Source organism: Acidobacterium capsulatum ATCC 51196 (assembly GCF_000022565.1).
Taxonomy (GTDB): Bacteria; Acidobacteriota; Terriglobia; order Terriglobales; family Acidobacteriaceae; genus Acidobacterium; species Acidobacterium capsulatum.
This window is the reverse complement of record NC_012483.1, coordinates 2,166,779-2,183,249: the sequence shown is the minus strand read 5'-3', so window position 1 is coordinate 2,183,249 and position 16,471 is coordinate 2,166,779. Positions and strand designations below refer to the sequence as shown.

Here is a 16,471-nt window from a genome sequence, read left to right as displayed (position 1 = left end):
CGCGCGGCCCGGGAGAGAACGGAAATGATGAAGACGAAACTCTGGTTGACGGCCGCGCTGGCGGCGACGGTGATGGTGGCGCTGCCCGGCATGGCCCAGCAGACGGCGGCTCCGGCAGCCACGACGGCGACGACAGCGGCCAAGGTGGGCAGCATTCACGGGCATGTGAACGATCCGACGGGGGCGGCGATCACGGATGGCATCATCGGGCTCTCGACCGATGGCGGCCAGACCAGCGAGTACACCTTTCACACGGATTCGAACGGCGACTACAAGGGCGCGAACATCAAGGCTGGCACCTATACGGTGACGCTGCGCGAGCCGAACACGCCCAAGGGCAAGGTGCTGGACGAGTTCCAGAACGTGAAGGTTGTGGCCGGACAGGACACGGCGCAGGACTTTGATCTTTCGCGTGCGGATTATGTGAAGAAGCTCTCGCCCGAGCAGCAGAAGCAGCTCGCCAAGGTGAAGGCAGAGAACGCGAAGATTCTGAAGCAGAACTCGGTCATCAAGAACCTGAATGCCGACCTCAAGCAGGCGCGCCAGGATAACCAGACCAAGAACTATGCCGCTGCCGATGCGTTGATGACCAAGGACACCGCGCAGATGCCGGATGCGTATCTGCTGTGGGTGGAACTGGGCGTGGCGCAGAAGGGCGAGAAGAAGTATGACGACGCCATCACTTCACTGAACAAGGCCATCACCCTCGACAAGGCCGAGAAGAAGCCGAATCAGCAGGTGATGGGCATTGCCGAGGATGCGCTGGGTGAGGTGTACGGCGATACCGGCAAGGTCGCCGAGTCGCAGGCAGCCTATGACGCAGCCGCGGCGGCGGACCCCTCGAACGCCAGCATGTTCTACCAGAACGAAGCGATCGTGATGAACCGCAACAACCAGGGCGATGCCACGGTGGCGGCGGCGGATAAGGCGATTGCGGCTGACCCGAAGGCTCCGATTCCTTACTACCTGAAGGGGCAGGCGCTGATTCAGAAGGCGACCGTGGACCCGAAGACGCAGAAGATCATTGCGCCTCCGGGCTGCGTGGAGGCCTACCAGAAGTACCTGGAACTGGCGCCGAACGGACCGTTCGCGGGCGAAGTGAAGGGTATTCTGGCCAGCATCGGACAGAAGCAGCAGAAGGTCTACCGTCACCGGTAAGGCTGGAGCAAAACCGGACAGAAAGAGCGTCGCAAGTTGCGGCGCTCTTTTTTTCTTTGCGGCAGAAGGAGAGAATGACCCCATGAGTGAGCAGGTGTTGGCGTACCGCGAGGCGGAGCGCGTCGTGCTGGCCGAGGCGCGCAAACTGCTGGAGTGCGAGCGGATGGCGCAGCGGGTGTCGTTGTCCTCTTCGGCGGGCCGCATACTCGCCGAGGCGGTGCATGCGGATCGGGATCAGCCGCCGTTTCCGCGCGCCACGCGCGATGGATTTGCGTGGAGTGCAGGGAGCAGCGTGGCCGGGCCGCATCGCGTGCTGGGCACAGTGCGCGCGGGCGAGATGTGGAATGGCGCGCCGCTGGCCTCGGGTGAGGCGGTCGAGATCATGACGGGCGCGGCGGTGCCCGAGGGCGCCGATGCCGTTGCGATGGTGGAGCATGTGGAGCGCAGCGGCGACGAAGTGCGTTTGCAGGAAGGCCGCGTGATCAAGGCAGGTGAGAACATTGTGCCGGTGGGCGCGGAGGCGCGCTCCTGCGATGTGGTGGCGCCGGCAGGCACGCGGCTGGGCCCGGCGCAGATTGCGGCGGCGGCGGCCTGCGGCTATGCGGAGATTGCCGTGGCGGCCAAGGCGCGAGTGGCGATTCTTGCGACGGGCGATGAACTGGTGCCGGTGGCCGAGACTCCCGCACCGGCACAGATTCGCAACTCAAACAGTTACTCATTGTCCGCGCAGCTATTGGCGATGGGCGCGGAGCCGGTGCGGCTGCCGATTGTGCCGGATGATGCGCGGGCCACGGAAGAGGCGATTCGCGCGGCGCTGGCGTGCGATCTGCTGGTGATGACGGGCGGCGTTTCGATGGGCCGCTTTGATTATGTAGAGCAGGCGCTCGGGCGCGTGGGCGCGGAGTTTCTGTTTACCGGCGTAAAGATGCAGCCCGGCAGGCCGGTGGTGTTTGGGCGGGCACGGCATGAGGGCGAGCCGCGATATTTTCTGGGCCTGCCGGGGAATCCTGTCTCGACGATGGTGACGTTCGCGCTCTTTGGCGCTCCGCTGGTGGCGGCGCTGATGGGCGAGACACCGGAACGCTGGCCGCGCTGGACGCGAGGCGCGCTCACTCGCGAAGTGAGCGTGAAGCCGGGGCTGACGCGCTTTTTGCCGGCGCAGATTGAGTCGTCGATCGACGGCGTGCGCGTGACGCCGGTGATGTGGCAGGGCTCGGGCGACCTGGCGAGCACGGCGCGCGCGGAGGGATTTGTGGTGGTGCCGGAAGAAGCGGAAAGGCTGGAGGCAGGCGCGAAGGTGACTGCGCTGCTGCTGGGGTGAAGATGAGCAAACTTTCGCACTTTGATGAGAGCGGGCAGGCCCGCATGGTGGATGTGAGCGGCAAGTCCGCAACGCGGCGCGAGGCGGTGGCCTCGGCCTTTGTGGCGCTGACGGAAGAGGTGCTGGCGGCGCTGCCGGAGAATCCCAAGGGGAACCCGCTGGAGGTGGCGCGCTTTGCAGGCATGCAGGCGGCGAAGAAGACGGCGGACCTGATTCCGATGTGCCATCCGCTGCCGCTGAGCTTTGTGGATGTGCAGGCGCAGGTGGCGGACGGCGGCGTGGAGATTCGCGCGACGGCGGCTACGACCGCAGGCACGGGCGTGGAGATGGAGGCGCTGACGGCCGCCTCTGTGGCGGCGCTGACGGTCTATGACATGTGCAAGGCGCTCGACAAGGGTATTCGAATCGAGCGGGTGCGGCTGGAGCGCAAGAGCGGCGGCAAGAGCGGGGAGTGGGTAGCGGATCGTCCGGGCAGAGACGCTTGACGGCGCGTGATTCGTCCTGATCTGTGATTCGTTGCGGTTCAGGCTGTGTGCGGTTGCGGACTACTGGCTGCTGATTTTTTGCGGCAGGGCAAGACCTTGCCGGGTGTGGACTCCGGGCGTCATTTGCTCATGGGCGCGGCCCTTGCCGGGTGCGGGCACGGGATGCGCCGTGATGTGCGCGGCCGAGGCGGTGCTGACTCCGCTTTGCGGGCGCACGATTTCAAGCATGGGAGGGCCAGCCTGCCGCTCCGCCACGGTATGCGAGTGAGCGAGGCTGCCGGTGACGATGAGCGCGCAGGCAAAACTGCCGGCCAGCGCGGCGGCGGCAAAACGCGGCCAGCGAAGGCCGGACTGCGGCGCGGCATCGGTGAGGGCCGCAGTGCGAAGACGGCGCAGCAGGCGCTCCTGCATTTGAGGATCGGGCGTGGCCGTGCCGAGCTGGCGCAGCGCGGCATCGAGCGCCGGGTGCGCGGGAGCCGATGGAGGCGGCGAGGAACGGAGTTTCATCGTTCGATTCCTTCCTGGGCGAGCATTTCAGCAAGCACGCGGCGGGCACGGAAGATGCGGGAGCGGATGGAGGATTCCGTAGTGCCGAGCACGGCGGCGGCCTGCGCGGTGCTGAGTTCTTCGACGGCCGAGAGCAGGATGGCATCGCGCTCTTTGGGCGGCAGGCGGTCAATGAGGGCGAGGATGCGCTGGTATTGCTGCGAGGAGATGGCGTGCTGATCGGCGGTGAATCCGGCGGCGCGCAGCGAGCGGGCGTGCTCGGTGATGTCGTCGGTCTCGGGGCGCGTTTTGGCGCGGCGCTTTTTGTCGAGCACCACATTCCACACAATGCGCACGAGCCAGACGCGGCGGTCGCGAATCTCGGAGAGCTTTTCGCGGTGGCGCAGCACGCGCAGGAAGGTCTCCTGCACGGCGTCTTCGGCTTCGGCAACGTTGCGGGTGACGGAATAGGCGACGCGGTAGAGCGTGGTCGCGTATTCCTCCACCAGGGCGGTGATCGCCTCAGTAGTGTCGGTCATCGTCGGCTGAAGAGCGGGCGCGAGCCAGATGGCGGCCTGGGCCTGGGAATAACTCATCGCAATCTCGTCCTGCTCTAAGGACGGAGGATACAGCGTTTTCGCTCAAAATTCCTGTGCGGGCGGTTGCGGCTGCGGAATTGCCCGGCATCCAGTACTCTCAGCAGTAGGATGCGACGCCGCCCGTGGTTTGAGATGCACGATCATCCGCGCTACCCGCGCCTGTGGCGCGACCTGGTGACGGATGCGCTGGAGCATACGTGGAATACGCTGGGCAATTATGGCCCGGTGGCTCCGCTTTTGAGCCGGGCGATGGACGAGAGCGGGACGCGGCAGGTGGTGGACCTGTGCTCGGGGGGCGGAGGGCCGTGGCTTTCGCTGGCCCCGAAGCTGGCCTCCTCGCTGGGCGAAGGCGTTTCGGTGGTGCTGACCGATAAATTTCCTAACCAGGCGGCATTTGCCCGCACTGAGGCGGCCTCGGGCGGGCGCGTTGGGTTTTGCGCGGAGCCGGTCGATGCGGCGCGGGTCCCGGAGGAGCTGCGCGGTTTCCGGACGATTTTCTCGTCTTTTCATCACTTTACGCCGGAGCAGGCGCGGGCCATGCTGGCCGATGCCTTTGGGCGGCGCGTGGGGATCGGCGTTTTTGAGCTGGCGCAGCCGCGCGCGAAGACGGTGCTGCTGTGCTTTGGCATGCCGGTGCTGAACTGGGCGCTGACGCCGTGGATGCGTCCCCTGGGCTGGCAGCGGCTGCTGTGGACCTATCTGCTGCCGGTGGTGCCGTTTACGCTTTGGCTGGATGGCGTGCTGTCGTGCCTGCGGTCGTACTCCGAGGCCGATATGCGGGAACTGGTGGAGGGTCTGCGCGCGCCCGATTATGCCTGGGAGACCGGGCAGGCCGGCTCGGGCAGGGCCCGGGTGCAGTACCTGATTGGACGCCCGGTGCGTACTTCCACAGGCCGGGCTGCGTCTCAAGATGCGCCGGAGATGCTTTTGAGCAAGGGAAACCCGGAGGCAAGCGATTGAGACGCAACTGTTTGCTGCCGCTGGGGTTTGCCTCATCAGCCGGTGCACGGGCACGCGCGGACGTGTGCCTGCGTGGAGACTGGCGAGTGCCTTCTGAAAGGCCCGGTAAAAAACGTGAATAGCTGGATGCTGGGCAACATAATTTCAACCAAGAGAAACCTAAAATAAGCCATGGCATTTCGATTTCGCCTGCTGTGTAGCGCGCTGTTGGGCCTGAGTTGTCTGTCGGCGGCTGTGCCCGCCGTGGCAGACCCGGCTCCCTTTGACTTGACCGGCCCCACCGTGGAGATGACGGTGACGCGGGCGGGCGTGACCCTGCCCATTTCAGAGACGCCGAACCTGGAGCCGGGCGACAAGCTGTGGATTCGCGCGGATTTTCCGGATTCGCAATCGGTGCATTACCTGATGGTGGCGGCGTTTTTGCGGGGGGCGACCAATCCGCCGCCCGAGCGGTGGTTTTACCGCAACGAGCCCTGGAACCGGAAGGAAGCGCGCGGCCTGCATGTGACGGTGCCGGTGGGCGCCGAGCAGTTGGTGGTGTTTCTGGCTCCGGAGACGGGCGGTGACTTCAAGGCGCTGGTGAATGCGGTGCAGCATCGGCCGGGCGCGTTTGTGCGCGCCACGCAGGATCTGAACCACGCGACGCTTGACCGCTCGCGCCTGGACACGTACCTGGCGGGCGTGCGCGAGACGAATGCGACCAATCCCGGAGATTTGAAGCACGCGGCCCAGATGATGGCGCGCAGCCTCGCCATCAAGCTCGACAACACGTGCTTTGACCGCTACTCCGAGCAGGAAGCGCCGTGCCTGATGCAGAACGAGGATTCGCTCGTGCTGAACGACACGCAGACGGCGAACATTGCCGAGGAGCTGACCTCGGGGCCAACGGCCGATCTGGCGATGGAGGTCAGCTCGACTCCGCAGGCGCGCTACGGCTACTACAGCCCTTATCTTGCGTCGGTGCTCGACATAGCGCATATTCTGGAGTCCTTTCATTCGGCGCAGTACCAGTACATTCCGGCGCTGGCCATGCCGCACAATGACAAGCTGTCGCTGCGGCTCAATGCGCCGCCGTCGTTCAGCAATCCCAAGTCGGTGATTGTGGTGGCGATGCCGGCCGTCGAGCCTCCGCAGCCTCCGCCGCTGCATGCCGTGGATGCGACGAGCACGTACTGCGCGGAGAATTCGGATCTGGTGCTGCCGGTGGAAGGCGCTCCGCTGGTGTTCTCTACCGCTTATGCGCACAACATGGTGCTGCGGCTGACGACCAAGGATGGCAAGACGGTCGATCTGCATGCGGAAGCGAATGCGCTGAAGGGCGGATTTGTAATTGATACGGACAATCTCTCGGCCAAGCAGTTCGGCGACACAGTCTCGGCCTCGCTGCACGGCTACTGGGGATTTGACCGCTACGACGGGCCGAACTTCGAGCTGGAGAATGCGCATCCGCAGCCGTGGATGCTGGCCACAGCCGACAGCGACGCGCTGATTGTGGGCCGCGACGACGTGGTGCATCTGGACGCGGGCAATGCCGCGTGCGTGGAGAACATTGCGATCGAGGATGGCCGCGCGCGCGAGCTGAAGGTGCAGTGGAAGCAACTGAAGCCGACCGAGGTCGAGGTGACGCTGCCGCTCAAGAAGGCGCATCCGGGGCAGGTGATGCTGGTGGTGCACCAGTTTGGATTTGCGCAGCCGGAGAGGGTTCCGCTGCACAGCTTTGCCGAGGCCGCGCACCTGAACGGCTTCAGCCTGCATGCGGGCGACACCGAGGGCGTGCTGACGGGCAAGCGCCTCGATGAGGTGCAGCAGATGCGCGTCAACGGTGTGACGTTTGCGCCGGGACCGTTGAAGTCCGCCGATGGCCAGGACCAGTTGCAGATGCAGGCGAAAGACAAGACCAAGTGCGCGCAGTTTGAGCCGGGCAGCGCGCAGGCCGAGGTCCGGCTGAAGGATGGACGCCGGTTGACGGTGCAGGCTGTGATTGAGCAGCCGCGCCCGCAGGTGGCGCTGCTGAGCAAGAGCGTGCAGCCGCTCGCGGCCAACCAGAGCAACATCAATCTGGAAGATCAGGATGAGCTGCCGGAGAATTCCTCGCTGACCTTTAGCCTGCATGCGGTGACGCCGCAGAGCTTTGGCCGTACCGAGGCCATTGAGGTTTCAACCGCCGGCCATGCTTTCACGACCACGCTGAATATGCAGAATGGCGGCCTGACGCTGCAGGACGAGCATACGGCGCTAGCCACGCTCGATCCGGCGAAGGCCTTTGGCGGATCGGCGTTTGGCCCGCTGCAGTTTCGCGTGGTGGCCGATGGCGTGCCGGGCTCATGGCAGCCGCTGGTGACGCTGGTGCGCCTGCCCACGCTGAAGAAGCTGACCTGCCCGGCGCAGGGCTCGCAACCCTGCCAGTTGACGGGCACGGAGTTGTTCCTGGTGGATGCGGTGGCGAGCGATGCGGCCTTCCAGCATGCAGTGCAGGTGCCGGATGGTTTCCCGGGCTACGAGCTGCCGGTGCCGCACCCCGACCCGCAGACGGGCACGGGCGATTTGTATGTGAAGCTGCGGGATGACCCCACGGTGGTGAACCAGATCACGCTCTCGGCTCCGCCGCCTCCGGTAGTGCGGCCGGCAGCGGTGCCGCCGCCCGCGCCGGCGCGCGCTCCGTATGTGCCGGGTGAGGCTGCTCCGACCGGGGCAGGCAGCTCGAATGGCAGTGCTGCCGCGCCTGCGAGCAGTGCGGCGCAGCCGGCTTCGCAGAGTGGGGCATCCGCGGCGGAAAATGGACCGCAGACGGTTACGAATTCCGGCGCGGCGCAATCTTCGGCGTCCCCGGCGGCAAGTTCGACTGCGGAACCTGCGACGAAAACACAGCCGCAAGCTACGGGGCAGAGTGCGCCGCAGGGGCAATCCTCGCAGGGGCAGACTGGGCAGGGGCAGACGGGGCAGGGGCAGACGGGCGCGCCCGCCGCGCAAGCTCCAGCGCCACAGGCGACAGACAACGCGTCTTCTCCTGCGGCAGCGCAGCCCGCGAGTGGTGCGAGCCAGAAGAAGCAGAGCAGCAACGCCCCTGCGAAGAACAATAGCAGCACGGCTTCGACTCCGGATGGGCCGCCACAGGTTTAAGGGCGGGAAGGGGAGATGATCCCGGGTCCGAACAGACGGACCCGGGGCACCCGGCGGGGCTAAGGCCGGGGGCCTGATGCGAGACACCTGATGCGAGACCTTGGTATCCGGATTGTGGCAAAGGAAAATGAAAAAGGCACGGAGTAATCCGTGCCTTTTCTTATTTGCTGCGACGTCTGTTACATATTGGTGTGGCCGGCGCGCATCTCTTCGTTGAAGGTGGGCTTGGTGTATTCGAGCGCCTTCATCAGCCTGGCTTCGTACTCAGTAGCGCGGGCCATGAGCGCGGGCGTGGCCGAGGCATAGTCGGCGTGAAGCTGGAGCAGGCCCTGCTTCTCAAGTTCGCCGGCCATGCGCTGCAGCTCTTCGGCGGTGGTGTTGAGGTACTGGGCGTCGCGTGGATCAGAGATCCAGACCGGAGCGCTGTTGCCGAGCACGCCCGAGAGCCAGAAGGCCTTGAGCGCGAGGAACTCCATGCGCGTGTCGTCGTCGGTGTCGGTGAAGAAGAACTTCTTCTGCCAGCGGCTGTAGTAGCGCGTGGTGACGGGCACGGGCTGGCGGTTGCCGCTCTTGAGCAGCTCGAGCTGGCCGTAGTCGAGCGTCTTGCGGATGGCGTTGTAGATGAACGTCTCGGCGTAGGGCTGCTCGGCCGCGGGCACAATCTCAGCAAAGGTGAGCGTCATGCTGGCGGAGACCTTGGCGTGCAGCGGGGAGTCTTGTCCGTTGGCCAGATGCACGGTGCCGTGCACGATGAAGGTGTCCGCGCCCGAGGTGGAGCGGTGAAAGGGCCAGGCGAAGCTGCCCAGGCTGATGGGCAGGCCCGCAACGGTGACGTAGGCGTCAGGGTGCGGATTGCGCAGGCGCTTGGCGGCTTCCTGCAGGTGCGTGGTCATGGCCGGCAGCAGCTCGGGCTTGTCAAAGTCAAAGGCCTCGCTGAGCTCGAGCAGCAGCGTGCGGCCCGAGTCATCGGGCAGGCCGAGGCGGAAGCGCGTGGTGGGCTTCTGGTTGAAGTCGAGACCGGCTTCGGTCGCGATCACGAGCAGTCCGGCATCGTTTGCCGCTTTGCCCAACATGGCCGTCAGAGCTGTTTGTGGGGTGGTTGTCATGGCTTGCACTTTGATTTTATCGGGGAGAGAGGAAATCGCGAAGCGGGAGTGACTAAACCCGGGTCCGAATGGACGGACCCGGGGCACCCAGGCATTGTTAGACGGCGCGGCCGGCGGCTGCGCCCGAGGCCCAGGCCCATTGAAAGTTGAATCCGCCCAGGTGGCCGGTGACATCGACGACTTCGCCAATGAAATAGAGGCCGGGGATGCGGCTTTCCATCGTCTTGGCGGAGAGCTCGGCGGTGTCAACGCCGCCGGCGGTGACCTCGGCCTTCTCGTAGCCTTCAGTGCCGGTGGGCGTGAAGCGGTAGTGGTGCAGATGCTCCTCCCAGGCTTCGAGGGCGCGGTTGCTGAAGCTGGAGGGTGGCGCGAGCGTGATCAGACGGTCGGCGAGGCGCTGCGGCAGATGCTCGCGCAGAGCGGCGCGCGCTTTGCTGATGTCGCGCTGCGGCTGGGCGAGCAGGGGCGCGGTGATGTTTGCGCGGGGGGCGAGATCGAGGGTGAGCGATGCGCCGGGCCGCCAGTAGGAGGAAATCTGCAGGACGGCCGGGCCGCTGAGGCCGCGATGGGTGAGCAGCATCTTCTCCTGAAAGCGAGCCCGTTGCGCGCCGGGCGTGCTGGTCGAGGCGATCACTTCGGCGGAGAGGCCGGAGAGTTGGCACCAGTCGCGCTGCCCGGCCTCGCCGAGCACCAGGGGCACGAGCGCGGGGCGCGGCTCAATGACACGCAGGCCAAACTGCCGTGCCACGTCATAGCCGAAGCCGGTCGCGCCCATCCTGGGAATCGAGAGCCCGCCGGTGGCGATGACCAGCGCGGGCGCGTGGAAGGTGACCGGGCCTTGCGGGGTGATGGTGTCGAGTTCGAAGCCGCCGCTGTGCCGCACCTGATTCACTTGTGTGCGCAGGTGGAGCGTGACGTTGGCCTCAGCGCACTCGTGGAGCAGCAGATCGACGATCTGTTGCGCGGAGTGGTCGCAGAAGAGCTGGCCGAGCTTTTTCTCGTGGTACGCGATGCCGTGCTTTTCTACGAGTGAGAGAAAGTCGCGCGGCGTGTAACGGGCGAGCGCCGATTTGGCGAAGTGCGGATTTTCTGAGAGGAAGTTCTCGGCGCGGCAGTGCAGGTTGGTGAAGTTGCATCGCCCGCCGCCGGAGATGAGGATCTTTTTGCCGGCGCGTTCGGCGTGGTCGAGCACGGCCACGCGGCGGCCGCGCTTGCCGGCTTCAATCGCGCACATGAGCCCGGCAGCGCCAGCGCCGATCACCAGCACATCGTAGGAAGAAACACTCGCAGTCACCTCTTGAATCTACCGGAGCGGGAGGAGAATTTGCGTTCTTCCACAGAAAACCTGGGGTCGTCTGACGCCGGGCATCATCAGCTACTCTGTGGGGCGCAAACAGCGCGACCAGAAAAGGAGCGAGTAATGGAGCAGCGGATTGATTATGCGAAGGCCTTCCCGGAAGGCTATCAGGCGATGATTCACCTGGAGGGCGCGGTGCGGCGCAGCGGACTGGAGCCGGCGTTGCTGGAACTGGTGAAGATTCGCGCGTCGCAGTTGAATGGCTGCGCCTTCTGCATTGACATGCACACCAAGGATGCGCGGCATAAGGGCGAGACGGAGCAGCGCATCTATGCGTTGAGTGCGTGGCGCGAGACGGCGTTCTTTACCGGGCGCGAGTGCGCGGCGCTGGCGTGGACGGAGGCCATCACGAATATTCAGCAGGGCCATGCGTCGGATGCGGTGTATGCGGAGGTTCGCGAGCATTTCAGCGAGGCGGAGACGGTGAAGCTGACCTGGGCGATTGGCGCGATCAACGTATGGAATCGCGTGGCGGTTGCGATGCGCCCCGCAGTGGGTGGATATGAGCCGCAGGGATGAGCGGGAACGCAGAAGCCCCGGCGCGAGGCCGGGGCTTCTGTGACTGCGATGGTGGCGAATCAGCCGTGGAGGACCTTTGCGGGTCCGCCCTTGAGGCCCTGCACCTTGATCTTCTTGGCGAGGCCAAGGAAGCCGAGCAGGCGGATGCCCCAGTAGTTGACGTCAATCTCATACCAGGCCATGCCGTGGGTGGCCGAGACCGGGTGCGCGTGATGATTGTTGTGCCAGCCTTCGCCGCCCGAGATGATGGCCACGAGGACGTTGTTGCGTGAGTCATCGCGCGTATCAAAGTTGCGGTAGCCCCACAGGTGCGTGGCCGAGTTGACCAGCCAGGTGGTGTGCCAGCCGAGCACGACGCGCAGGGGAATGCCCCAGAGCAGCCATGACCATCCGCCAAAGTAATAGAGCACGCCGCCGGCCAGCGCCAGCGGAACCAGGTGGAAGCGGCTCAGCCAGACGTAGAAGCGGTCGCGAATGAGGTCAGGCGCGTAGCGTGCCAGCGCGGGATCGCCGTTGTGCAGCGTGCCGTAGAGAATCCAGCCCACATGCGACCACCACACGCCGTCGCGCGGGGAGTGCGGGTCGCCGGGCTTGTCAGTGAGCTGATGGTGCAGGCGATGAACGGCCACCCAGTAGATGGGGCCGCCCTGCATGGCCATGGTGGAGCAGATGGCCATGGTGTATTCCAGCCATTTGGGCACCACATAACCACGGTGCGTGAGCAGCCTGTGGTAGCTCATGGCGATGCCGATGTTTTGCGCGATGACCCACATGACCAGGAACGCGCCGACGGCAGACCACTTGAAGTAGAACAGGGCGGCGATGGCGCCGACGTGCATGAGGGTGAGAACAGCGGCGAAGGAAAAGTTGAGTGCCTTCGACTTGCTTTGAACAAAATGCTGGGCATCCGCCTGCATCTGCTGCGTGCTGACTGTGGGGGATTCTTCGACGAAAGATTTGGACATATTCCTCTGATCCAGCAAAGAACGTGGATCAGATGGCGTGCAACAGATCTCGTCTCGGCTGTGGTGATACTCTCCAGAGCGCCTGCGAATGCAGGCATACGGAAGTCTGGAGCTATCCCTAGTCTACCTGATGGGGGTGGCCGGACGGCGAATTTCCGGTAAACCCGGCTTTCGGCGGATAAAACCGGGAAAGCCGGGTTTGCCCGGAATGGAAAACAGGCCGAAAGAAAGCAGGCCGCTGGCCAGGATCGGAAAGGATCAAGAATTCATCCCTCAGGGCCTAAAGGCCGATGGACTTTGTTGCGTTTATGGCAGGGCTGAAGCCCTGCCCCTTCAAAACTGCGGGTTTTGCCATCAGCCGTAAGAATGAGCCTTATGCCTTGCCGCCGTGCGCGGTGAGGGTGACGTCGATGTTGCCGCGCGTGGCGTTGGAATAGGGGCAGGTGCGATGCGCGTGGGCCACCAGCGCTTCGGCCTCGGCCTGCGTGAGCTCGGGCAGGGTGATGTCGAGCGCGACGCAGAGGGTGAATCCCTCGCCCTGGCCTTCGTCATAGGGGCCAATGCCGACCTGGGCGCGCACGGTGACCTCGCCGGTGCGCAGCTTCTGCTGGGCGGCAAGATATTCCACCGCTCCGCCAAAGCAGGCGGCGTAGCCGGCGGCAAAGAGCTGCTCGGGATTGGTGGCGCCGCCGTTGCCGCCCATCTCTTTGGGCAGCGCGAGAGGCGCGTCAAGCAGGCCGTCGCTGCTGCGCACGTGGCCGTGGCGTGCTCCGGTAGCGGTGACGTCAGAGGTGTAGAGGACTTTCATGCGGAGGCTCTCCTGGGTGCTGAAAATGGGTGACTCCACAGCATATCGAAGACCGGGGAGGACAGTTGTCAGTCCCCAGTTGTCAGTTGTCAGGCTTCAGTTGGGAAAAGGGTGCTCGGGTTTCCGGCCCGGGTAAGAACGGCCGCAGGGAAGACCCGGGCGGCTCTCAGGATTCCAGCTGCTCCAGAAATGCGACCAGTTCGGCCGGCAGCGGGGCTTCGAGGTGCAGGGGCTTTTCGCTGCGCGGGTGTGGGAATTTAAGCTCGGCCGCATGCAGAAAGTTGCGCGGCAGTGAGAGACCCTCGGGCGCGGGCAATTGCTTGCGCCGTGCCCGGTTGGCCACCGGCAGCACGATGGTCGTGGGCGCTCCGTAGTGGGTGTCGCCGACCACCGGGTGACCGATGGACGAGAGGTGTACGCGAATCTGGTGTGTGCGGCCGGTCTCAATTCTGACGGAGACGAGCGTGAACTTGCCCCAGCGCGTCTCGATGCGGCGCTGCACGCGATAGTGCGAGATTGCCGTGCGCGCGCCCTCGGTGCGGCGCGTGGTCATGCGGGTGCGGCGGATGACGTCGCGCGCGATGGCGGCGTTGATGGTGCCGCGATCCTCCGCAATGTGGCCGTGTACGAGCGCGAGGTAGGTCTTGTGAATCTCACGCTGCGAAAACATCTCGGCCAGCCGCTGGTGGGCGGCGTCATTGCGGGCGACGATGATGAGGCCGCTGGTCTCTTTGTCGAGCCGGTGTACGATGCCGGGGCGCAAGTCGCCACCGGTCTTTGAGAGCTTCTCCTGGCGGCCAAGCAGCGCATTGACGAGCGTGCCGCGGTTGCGCGCGCTGTCGGTTGCGCCGGAACCGGCATGCACCATCATGCCCGCGGGCTTGTTGACGACGATGAGGTCCTTGTCCTCGTAGATGATGTCGAGCGGAATGTCTTCGGCCATGGCCCGCAGCGGAGGCGGGGCCGGTTCGCCGCGCACTTCCACGGACTCGCCGCCGCGCAGCTTGAGCGAGGCGCGCTCTTTCAGGCTATCCACCGTGACCTGGCCATCGTCGAGCAGCAGCTTGACGCGCGAGCGGCTCACGTCGGGCAACTGCGTGGTGAGCCAGGCGTCGAGGCGCTGCCCGGCGGCCTCGGCGGGCACGGTGAAGTGCTGGATCTGCGGGGCATGGTCTTTGCCCGGGGCTTCGCTTTGGTTCGGGGCGTGTTCGGCGGCTTGGGATTTCTTGCTCATAGGTGTGCCGGAATCTCAGGGCTGGTTTCGGAAACTTGGGGGGTGGCGGGTGTGTGCTTCCAGAGCAGCACGGCGCTCGTGAGCACCATAGCCAGCGCGAGCCATTGTGTGGCCGTGAAGATGCCCACAGGCGAGGCCGCGCCGCGATAAAACTCTAAAAAGAAGCGTGCGATGCCGTAGGCGAAGAGCCAAAGGCCGGCGAGCTCGCCATCCTGCGCGCGGCGTGGTAGCCAGACGAGCAGGGCAACGAGCAGCAGCGCACAGAGCCCGGCGTGGTAGAGCTGCGTGGGCTGCAGGGGGCGGTCGAGCGGCGTGCCATACCAGAGCGAGGCCTGCGTGCTGTGGTAGGTGACGGCCCAGGCCGCGCGGGTGGGCGTGCCGAAGTTTGCCCCGGCCAGAAAGGCTCCGATAGCCTGCAGGCCGAGGGCCAGCGTGACGGCGGGCGCGAGGGCATCGAGGGTGCGGCGCAGCGGCAACCCCTCGGCCATGACGTAGAGCCAGGCCATGGCGATGCCGAGCGCGGCCGAGACGCCGGGAATCCACGGGTCATAGCGCGTCGAGAGGCCGAGCACCCAGAAGGGGTGCGCGCGGAAGATCCAGAAGTGCGTGGGAATCAGTAGCAGCTTGCTGGCGATGAGGCCGGTCAGGAGCGCGAGGATGGTGAGGTTCCAGAGCTTTTCCTGCGGCAGATCGAGACGCCGCGCCAGATGCACCACGAGCAGCAGCATGGCCACCATGGCCAGCGCGGAGAACATGCCGTAAGTGGGCACGGCGAAGGGTCCGAACTGGAAGAGGCGGGGATACACGTGCGTCAGGAAAAAAGAAACCGGCCCGCGGGGCCGTGCAGGGTTCGCCGGTGAACCCGTCCTAAGACGGTGGGAACTCTCCGTAGCTCTTTAGGCATTCCGGACTGGCGGACACTGCACACCGAGCCAAAATACGAGTCGAGCTCCCTGTTCAATGAATGTAGGTTCAACCAGCGTTGACCACCACACCTGCTTTGCAGGCCGGTCTCTGTTTGGATGCTATCGGGTCGGTCTGAGGATTAGCAAGCGGCAGGGCTTATTCGGGCAGCGTGTAGTCGAGCTGATAAAAGTGCTGGCCGTGTTCGATGCTGATGGTGAAAGTGCCGCCGATGCCTTTGAGCGCCCCGGTTCCCGAGCCGGGAACAACGATGACCTGCATCCTGGGGCCGCTTGCATCCACGGTGGCCAGTTGCGCGAGCGCAAAGCTGCCCTGCCGGCCATCGAGCGTGCCGGTGACCGTTTCGATGGCCACATAGCCGGCCGCGCCTGCCTTGTAGTCCCCGGCGCTGATCATCTCGCCCTGGCCGGTGCCGGTCAGGTCGCCTTCAAATTTCTTTTGCATGGTGAAGGTGGTGAGACCTTCGGCGGGGGATGCGGCCGCGGGTTTCATCTCGACGGTGAAGGTGCCGTGGGCATGGTGCATGACGGGCGCGCTCCTTGGCTGTGCGTGCGTGAGAAAGGGAAGACCGAAGCAGAGCAGAGCGACGGCGGCGAATCGCAGCATGCGGGCAGTGTATGCGGAGACAGGCCGGAGGGCAATGGCCAGCGAGCGGGGGTGTCGGAAAAAGATCAGCCTGGTTTGCGCTCGTCTTTGGGATGAGATTCAGCCGAGCTTGCGCTCGTCTTCGAGCACGGCATCGAGCAGGCCGCTGAGCGTGTGGGCGCGGTCGCGAATGCTGCTGCTGGTCTGCTGCACTGAGCCGGTGAGGGCCTGATACCTGCGCTCGAGCGTGGCCAGCTCATCGGCGATGTTGAGCGCGGCCAGCACGGCGACGCGCAGCGAGTCCACGGTTTTGCCGTGCGAGGCCACCAGGCGCATCTTGTCATCGACCATGTCGGCGAGGCGCTGGATATAAGCCGCGTCGTCGCCACGCAGATGGTAGGTCTGGTCGTAGATGGCGACGGTCACGGACTGCACGGATTCGGGATTCTGATCAGCCATAGTGGGGGAATTACGCGTTGATTTCGTCCAACTGCTGGAGCAGGCGCTCGACACGCTGGCGCACGCCCTCGCGCTCGCTCTCAAGCGTGCGAAGCTGCGTCTGCACCTCGGTGAGCTGCACCGACTGCTCGTCCATCAACTGGCGCATCGCGGCCATCTCTTCCTCGGCCTTGGCGCGCGCGGTGCGTTCGTTGCGCAGCAGCTCCACGGTGCGGAGCACGCGCTGCTCAAGCGCAATCATATCGTCGGCAACGACGGGAACTTCGGCATCCTGCAGGGCAAGCGTGGACATGGTGTACCTCTCTTTGCTTCTTTGCGCAGTATAAAGCGCTTGCCGCCGCGGATAGCTGCGGAAAAGCGGTGGATTGCAGGGGGGAACCATCTT

At 65.0% G+C, this 16,471-nt stretch carries 17 protein-coding genes and 1 other RNA gene; 6 read left to right on the top strand and 12 right to left on the bottom strand.

Going from position 1 to position 16,471, the window contains the following annotated elements:
* Window positions 1-24 precede the first annotated feature (24 nt).
* The 3 genes from ACP_RS08855 to moaC all read left to right on the top strand — a co-directional run bounded on the left by ACP_RS08855 (window position 25) and on the right by moaC (window position 2,964).
* Window positions 25-1,158: a carboxypeptidase-like regulatory domain-containing protein gene (locus ACP_RS08855; RefSeq protein ID WP_015896965.1), complete on the top strand. Its 1,134-nt coding sequence runs from the start codon at window positions 25-27 to the stop codon at window positions 1,156-1,158.
* Between the two features lie 82 nt (window positions 1,159-1,240).
* Window positions 1,241-2,479 carry a molybdopterin molybdotransferase MoeA gene (locus tag ACP_RS08850; protein WP_015896964.1) on the top strand — a complete coding sequence of 413 codons (1,239 nt, stop codon included), beginning with the start codon at window positions 1,241-1,243 and terminating at the stop codon, window positions 2,477-2,479.
* Between the two features lie 2 nt (window positions 2,480-2,481).
* A complete protein-coding gene (gene moaC, locus ACP_RS08845; protein ID WP_015896963.1) occupies window positions 2,482-2,964 on the top strand; it encodes a cyclic pyranopterin monophosphate synthase MoaC in 483 nt (160 codons plus the stop codon).
* A gap of 60 nt (window positions 2,965-3,024) precedes the next feature.
* Here moaC and ACP_RS08840 read toward each other — a convergent pair whose 3' ends face one another.
* Window positions 3,025-3,471, bottom strand: a complete 447-nt coding sequence (locus ACP_RS08840) for a hypothetical protein (RefSeq protein ID WP_041839438.1) — start codon at window positions 3,469-3,471, stop codon at window positions 3,025-3,027.
* Window positions 3,468-4,046, bottom strand: coding sequence for an RNA polymerase sigma factor (locus tag ACP_RS08835; protein ID WP_052294762.1), 579 nt, complete (start codon window positions 4,044-4,046; stop codon window positions 3,468-3,470). The genes ACP_RS08840 and ACP_RS08835 overlap by 4 nt, the downstream gene beginning before the upstream one ends.
* A gap of 111 nt (window positions 4,047-4,157) precedes the next feature.
* Here ACP_RS08835 and ACP_RS08830 point away from each other — a divergent pair, with 111 nt between their 5' ends.
* Window positions 4,158-5,009, top strand: coding sequence for a class I SAM-dependent methyltransferase (locus ACP_RS08830; protein ID WP_052294761.1), 852 nt, complete (start codon window positions 4,158-4,160; stop codon window positions 5,007-5,009).
* Window positions 5,010-5,180: 171 nt separating this feature from the next.
* Window positions 5,181-8,129, top strand: a complete 2,949-nt coding sequence (locus tag ACP_RS08825) for a hypothetical protein (protein ID WP_015896961.1) — start codon at window positions 5,181-5,183, stop codon at window positions 8,127-8,129.
* A 179-nt stretch (window positions 8,130-8,308) separates the two neighbouring features.
* On the opposite strand, the gene ACP_RS08820 is transcribed toward ACP_RS08825, so the two are convergent.
* Window positions 8,309-9,235 (bottom strand): hypothetical protein, encoded by a 927-nt coding sequence (locus ACP_RS08820; RefSeq protein ID WP_041839437.1) that lies wholly within the window; start codon window positions 9,233-9,235, stop codon window positions 8,309-8,311.
* Between the two features lie 97 nt (window positions 9,236-9,332).
* Complete coding sequence (locus tag ACP_RS08815; protein ID WP_015896959.1) at window positions 9,333-10,529, bottom strand: BaiN/RdsA family NAD(P)/FAD-dependent oxidoreductase; 1,197 nt, start codon at window positions 10,527-10,529, stop codon at window positions 9,333-9,335.
* A gap of 126 nt (window positions 10,530-10,655) precedes the next feature.
* Between ACP_RS08815 and ACP_RS08810 the strand changes: the two genes are divergently transcribed.
* Window positions 10,656-11,111: a carboxymuconolactone decarboxylase family protein gene (locus ACP_RS08810; RefSeq protein WP_015896958.1), complete on the top strand. Its 456-nt coding sequence runs from the start codon at window positions 10,656-10,658 to the stop codon at window positions 11,109-11,111.
* Window positions 11,112-11,170: 59 nt separating this feature from the next.
* Here ACP_RS08810 and ACP_RS08805 read toward each other — a convergent pair whose 3' ends face one another.
* The 8 genes from ACP_RS08805 to ACP_RS08775 form a co-directional block, all read right to left on the bottom strand.
* On the bottom strand, window positions 11,171-12,076 hold the full coding sequence (locus ACP_RS08805; RefSeq protein ID WP_202944460.1) for an acyl-CoA desaturase: 906 nt from the start codon (window positions 12,074-12,076) through the stop codon (window positions 11,171-11,173).
* A gap of 373 nt (window positions 12,077-12,449) precedes the next feature.
* The gene (locus ACP_RS08800; RefSeq protein ID WP_015896956.1) at window positions 12,450-12,884 is read right to left on the bottom strand and encodes an organic hydroperoxide resistance protein; all 435 of its coding nucleotides are present in this window, start codon (window positions 12,882-12,884) and stop codon (window positions 12,450-12,452) included.
* 166 nt (window positions 12,885-13,050) lie between these two features.
* A complete protein-coding gene (locus tag ACP_RS08795; protein ID WP_015896955.1) occupies window positions 13,051-14,118 on the bottom strand; it encodes an RluA family pseudouridine synthase in 1,068 nt (355 codons plus the stop codon).
* Window positions 14,115-14,924: a prolipoprotein diacylglyceryl transferase gene (locus tag ACP_RS08790; RefSeq protein WP_015896954.1), complete on the bottom strand. Its 810-nt coding sequence runs from the start codon at window positions 14,922-14,924 to the stop codon at window positions 14,115-14,117. Before ACP_RS08790 ends, ACP_RS08795 begins: the two co-directional genes overlap by 4 nt.
* An 18-nt stretch (window positions 14,925-14,942) precedes the next feature.
* A non-coding RNA gene (ssrS, locus tag ACP_RS17740) (6S RNA) lies at window positions 14,943-15,130 on the bottom strand.
* A gap of 50 nt (window positions 15,131-15,180) precedes the next feature.
* Entirely contained in the window at window positions 15,181-15,648 is a 468-nt protein-coding gene (locus tag ACP_RS08785; protein WP_202944459.1) for a DUF3224 domain-containing protein, read from the bottom strand.
* Window positions 15,649-15,747: 99 nt separating this feature from the next.
* Complete coding sequence (locus ACP_RS08780) at window positions 15,748-16,086, bottom strand: cell division protein ZapA (RefSeq protein WP_015896952.1); 339 nt, start codon at window positions 16,084-16,086, stop codon at window positions 15,748-15,750.
* 10 nt (window positions 16,087-16,096) lie between these two features.
* The gene (locus tag ACP_RS08775) at window positions 16,097-16,378 is read right to left on the bottom strand and encodes a hypothetical protein (protein WP_041839436.1); all 282 of its coding nucleotides are present in this window, start codon (window positions 16,376-16,378) and stop codon (window positions 16,097-16,099) included.
* Window positions 16,379-16,471 lie beyond the last annotated feature (93 nt).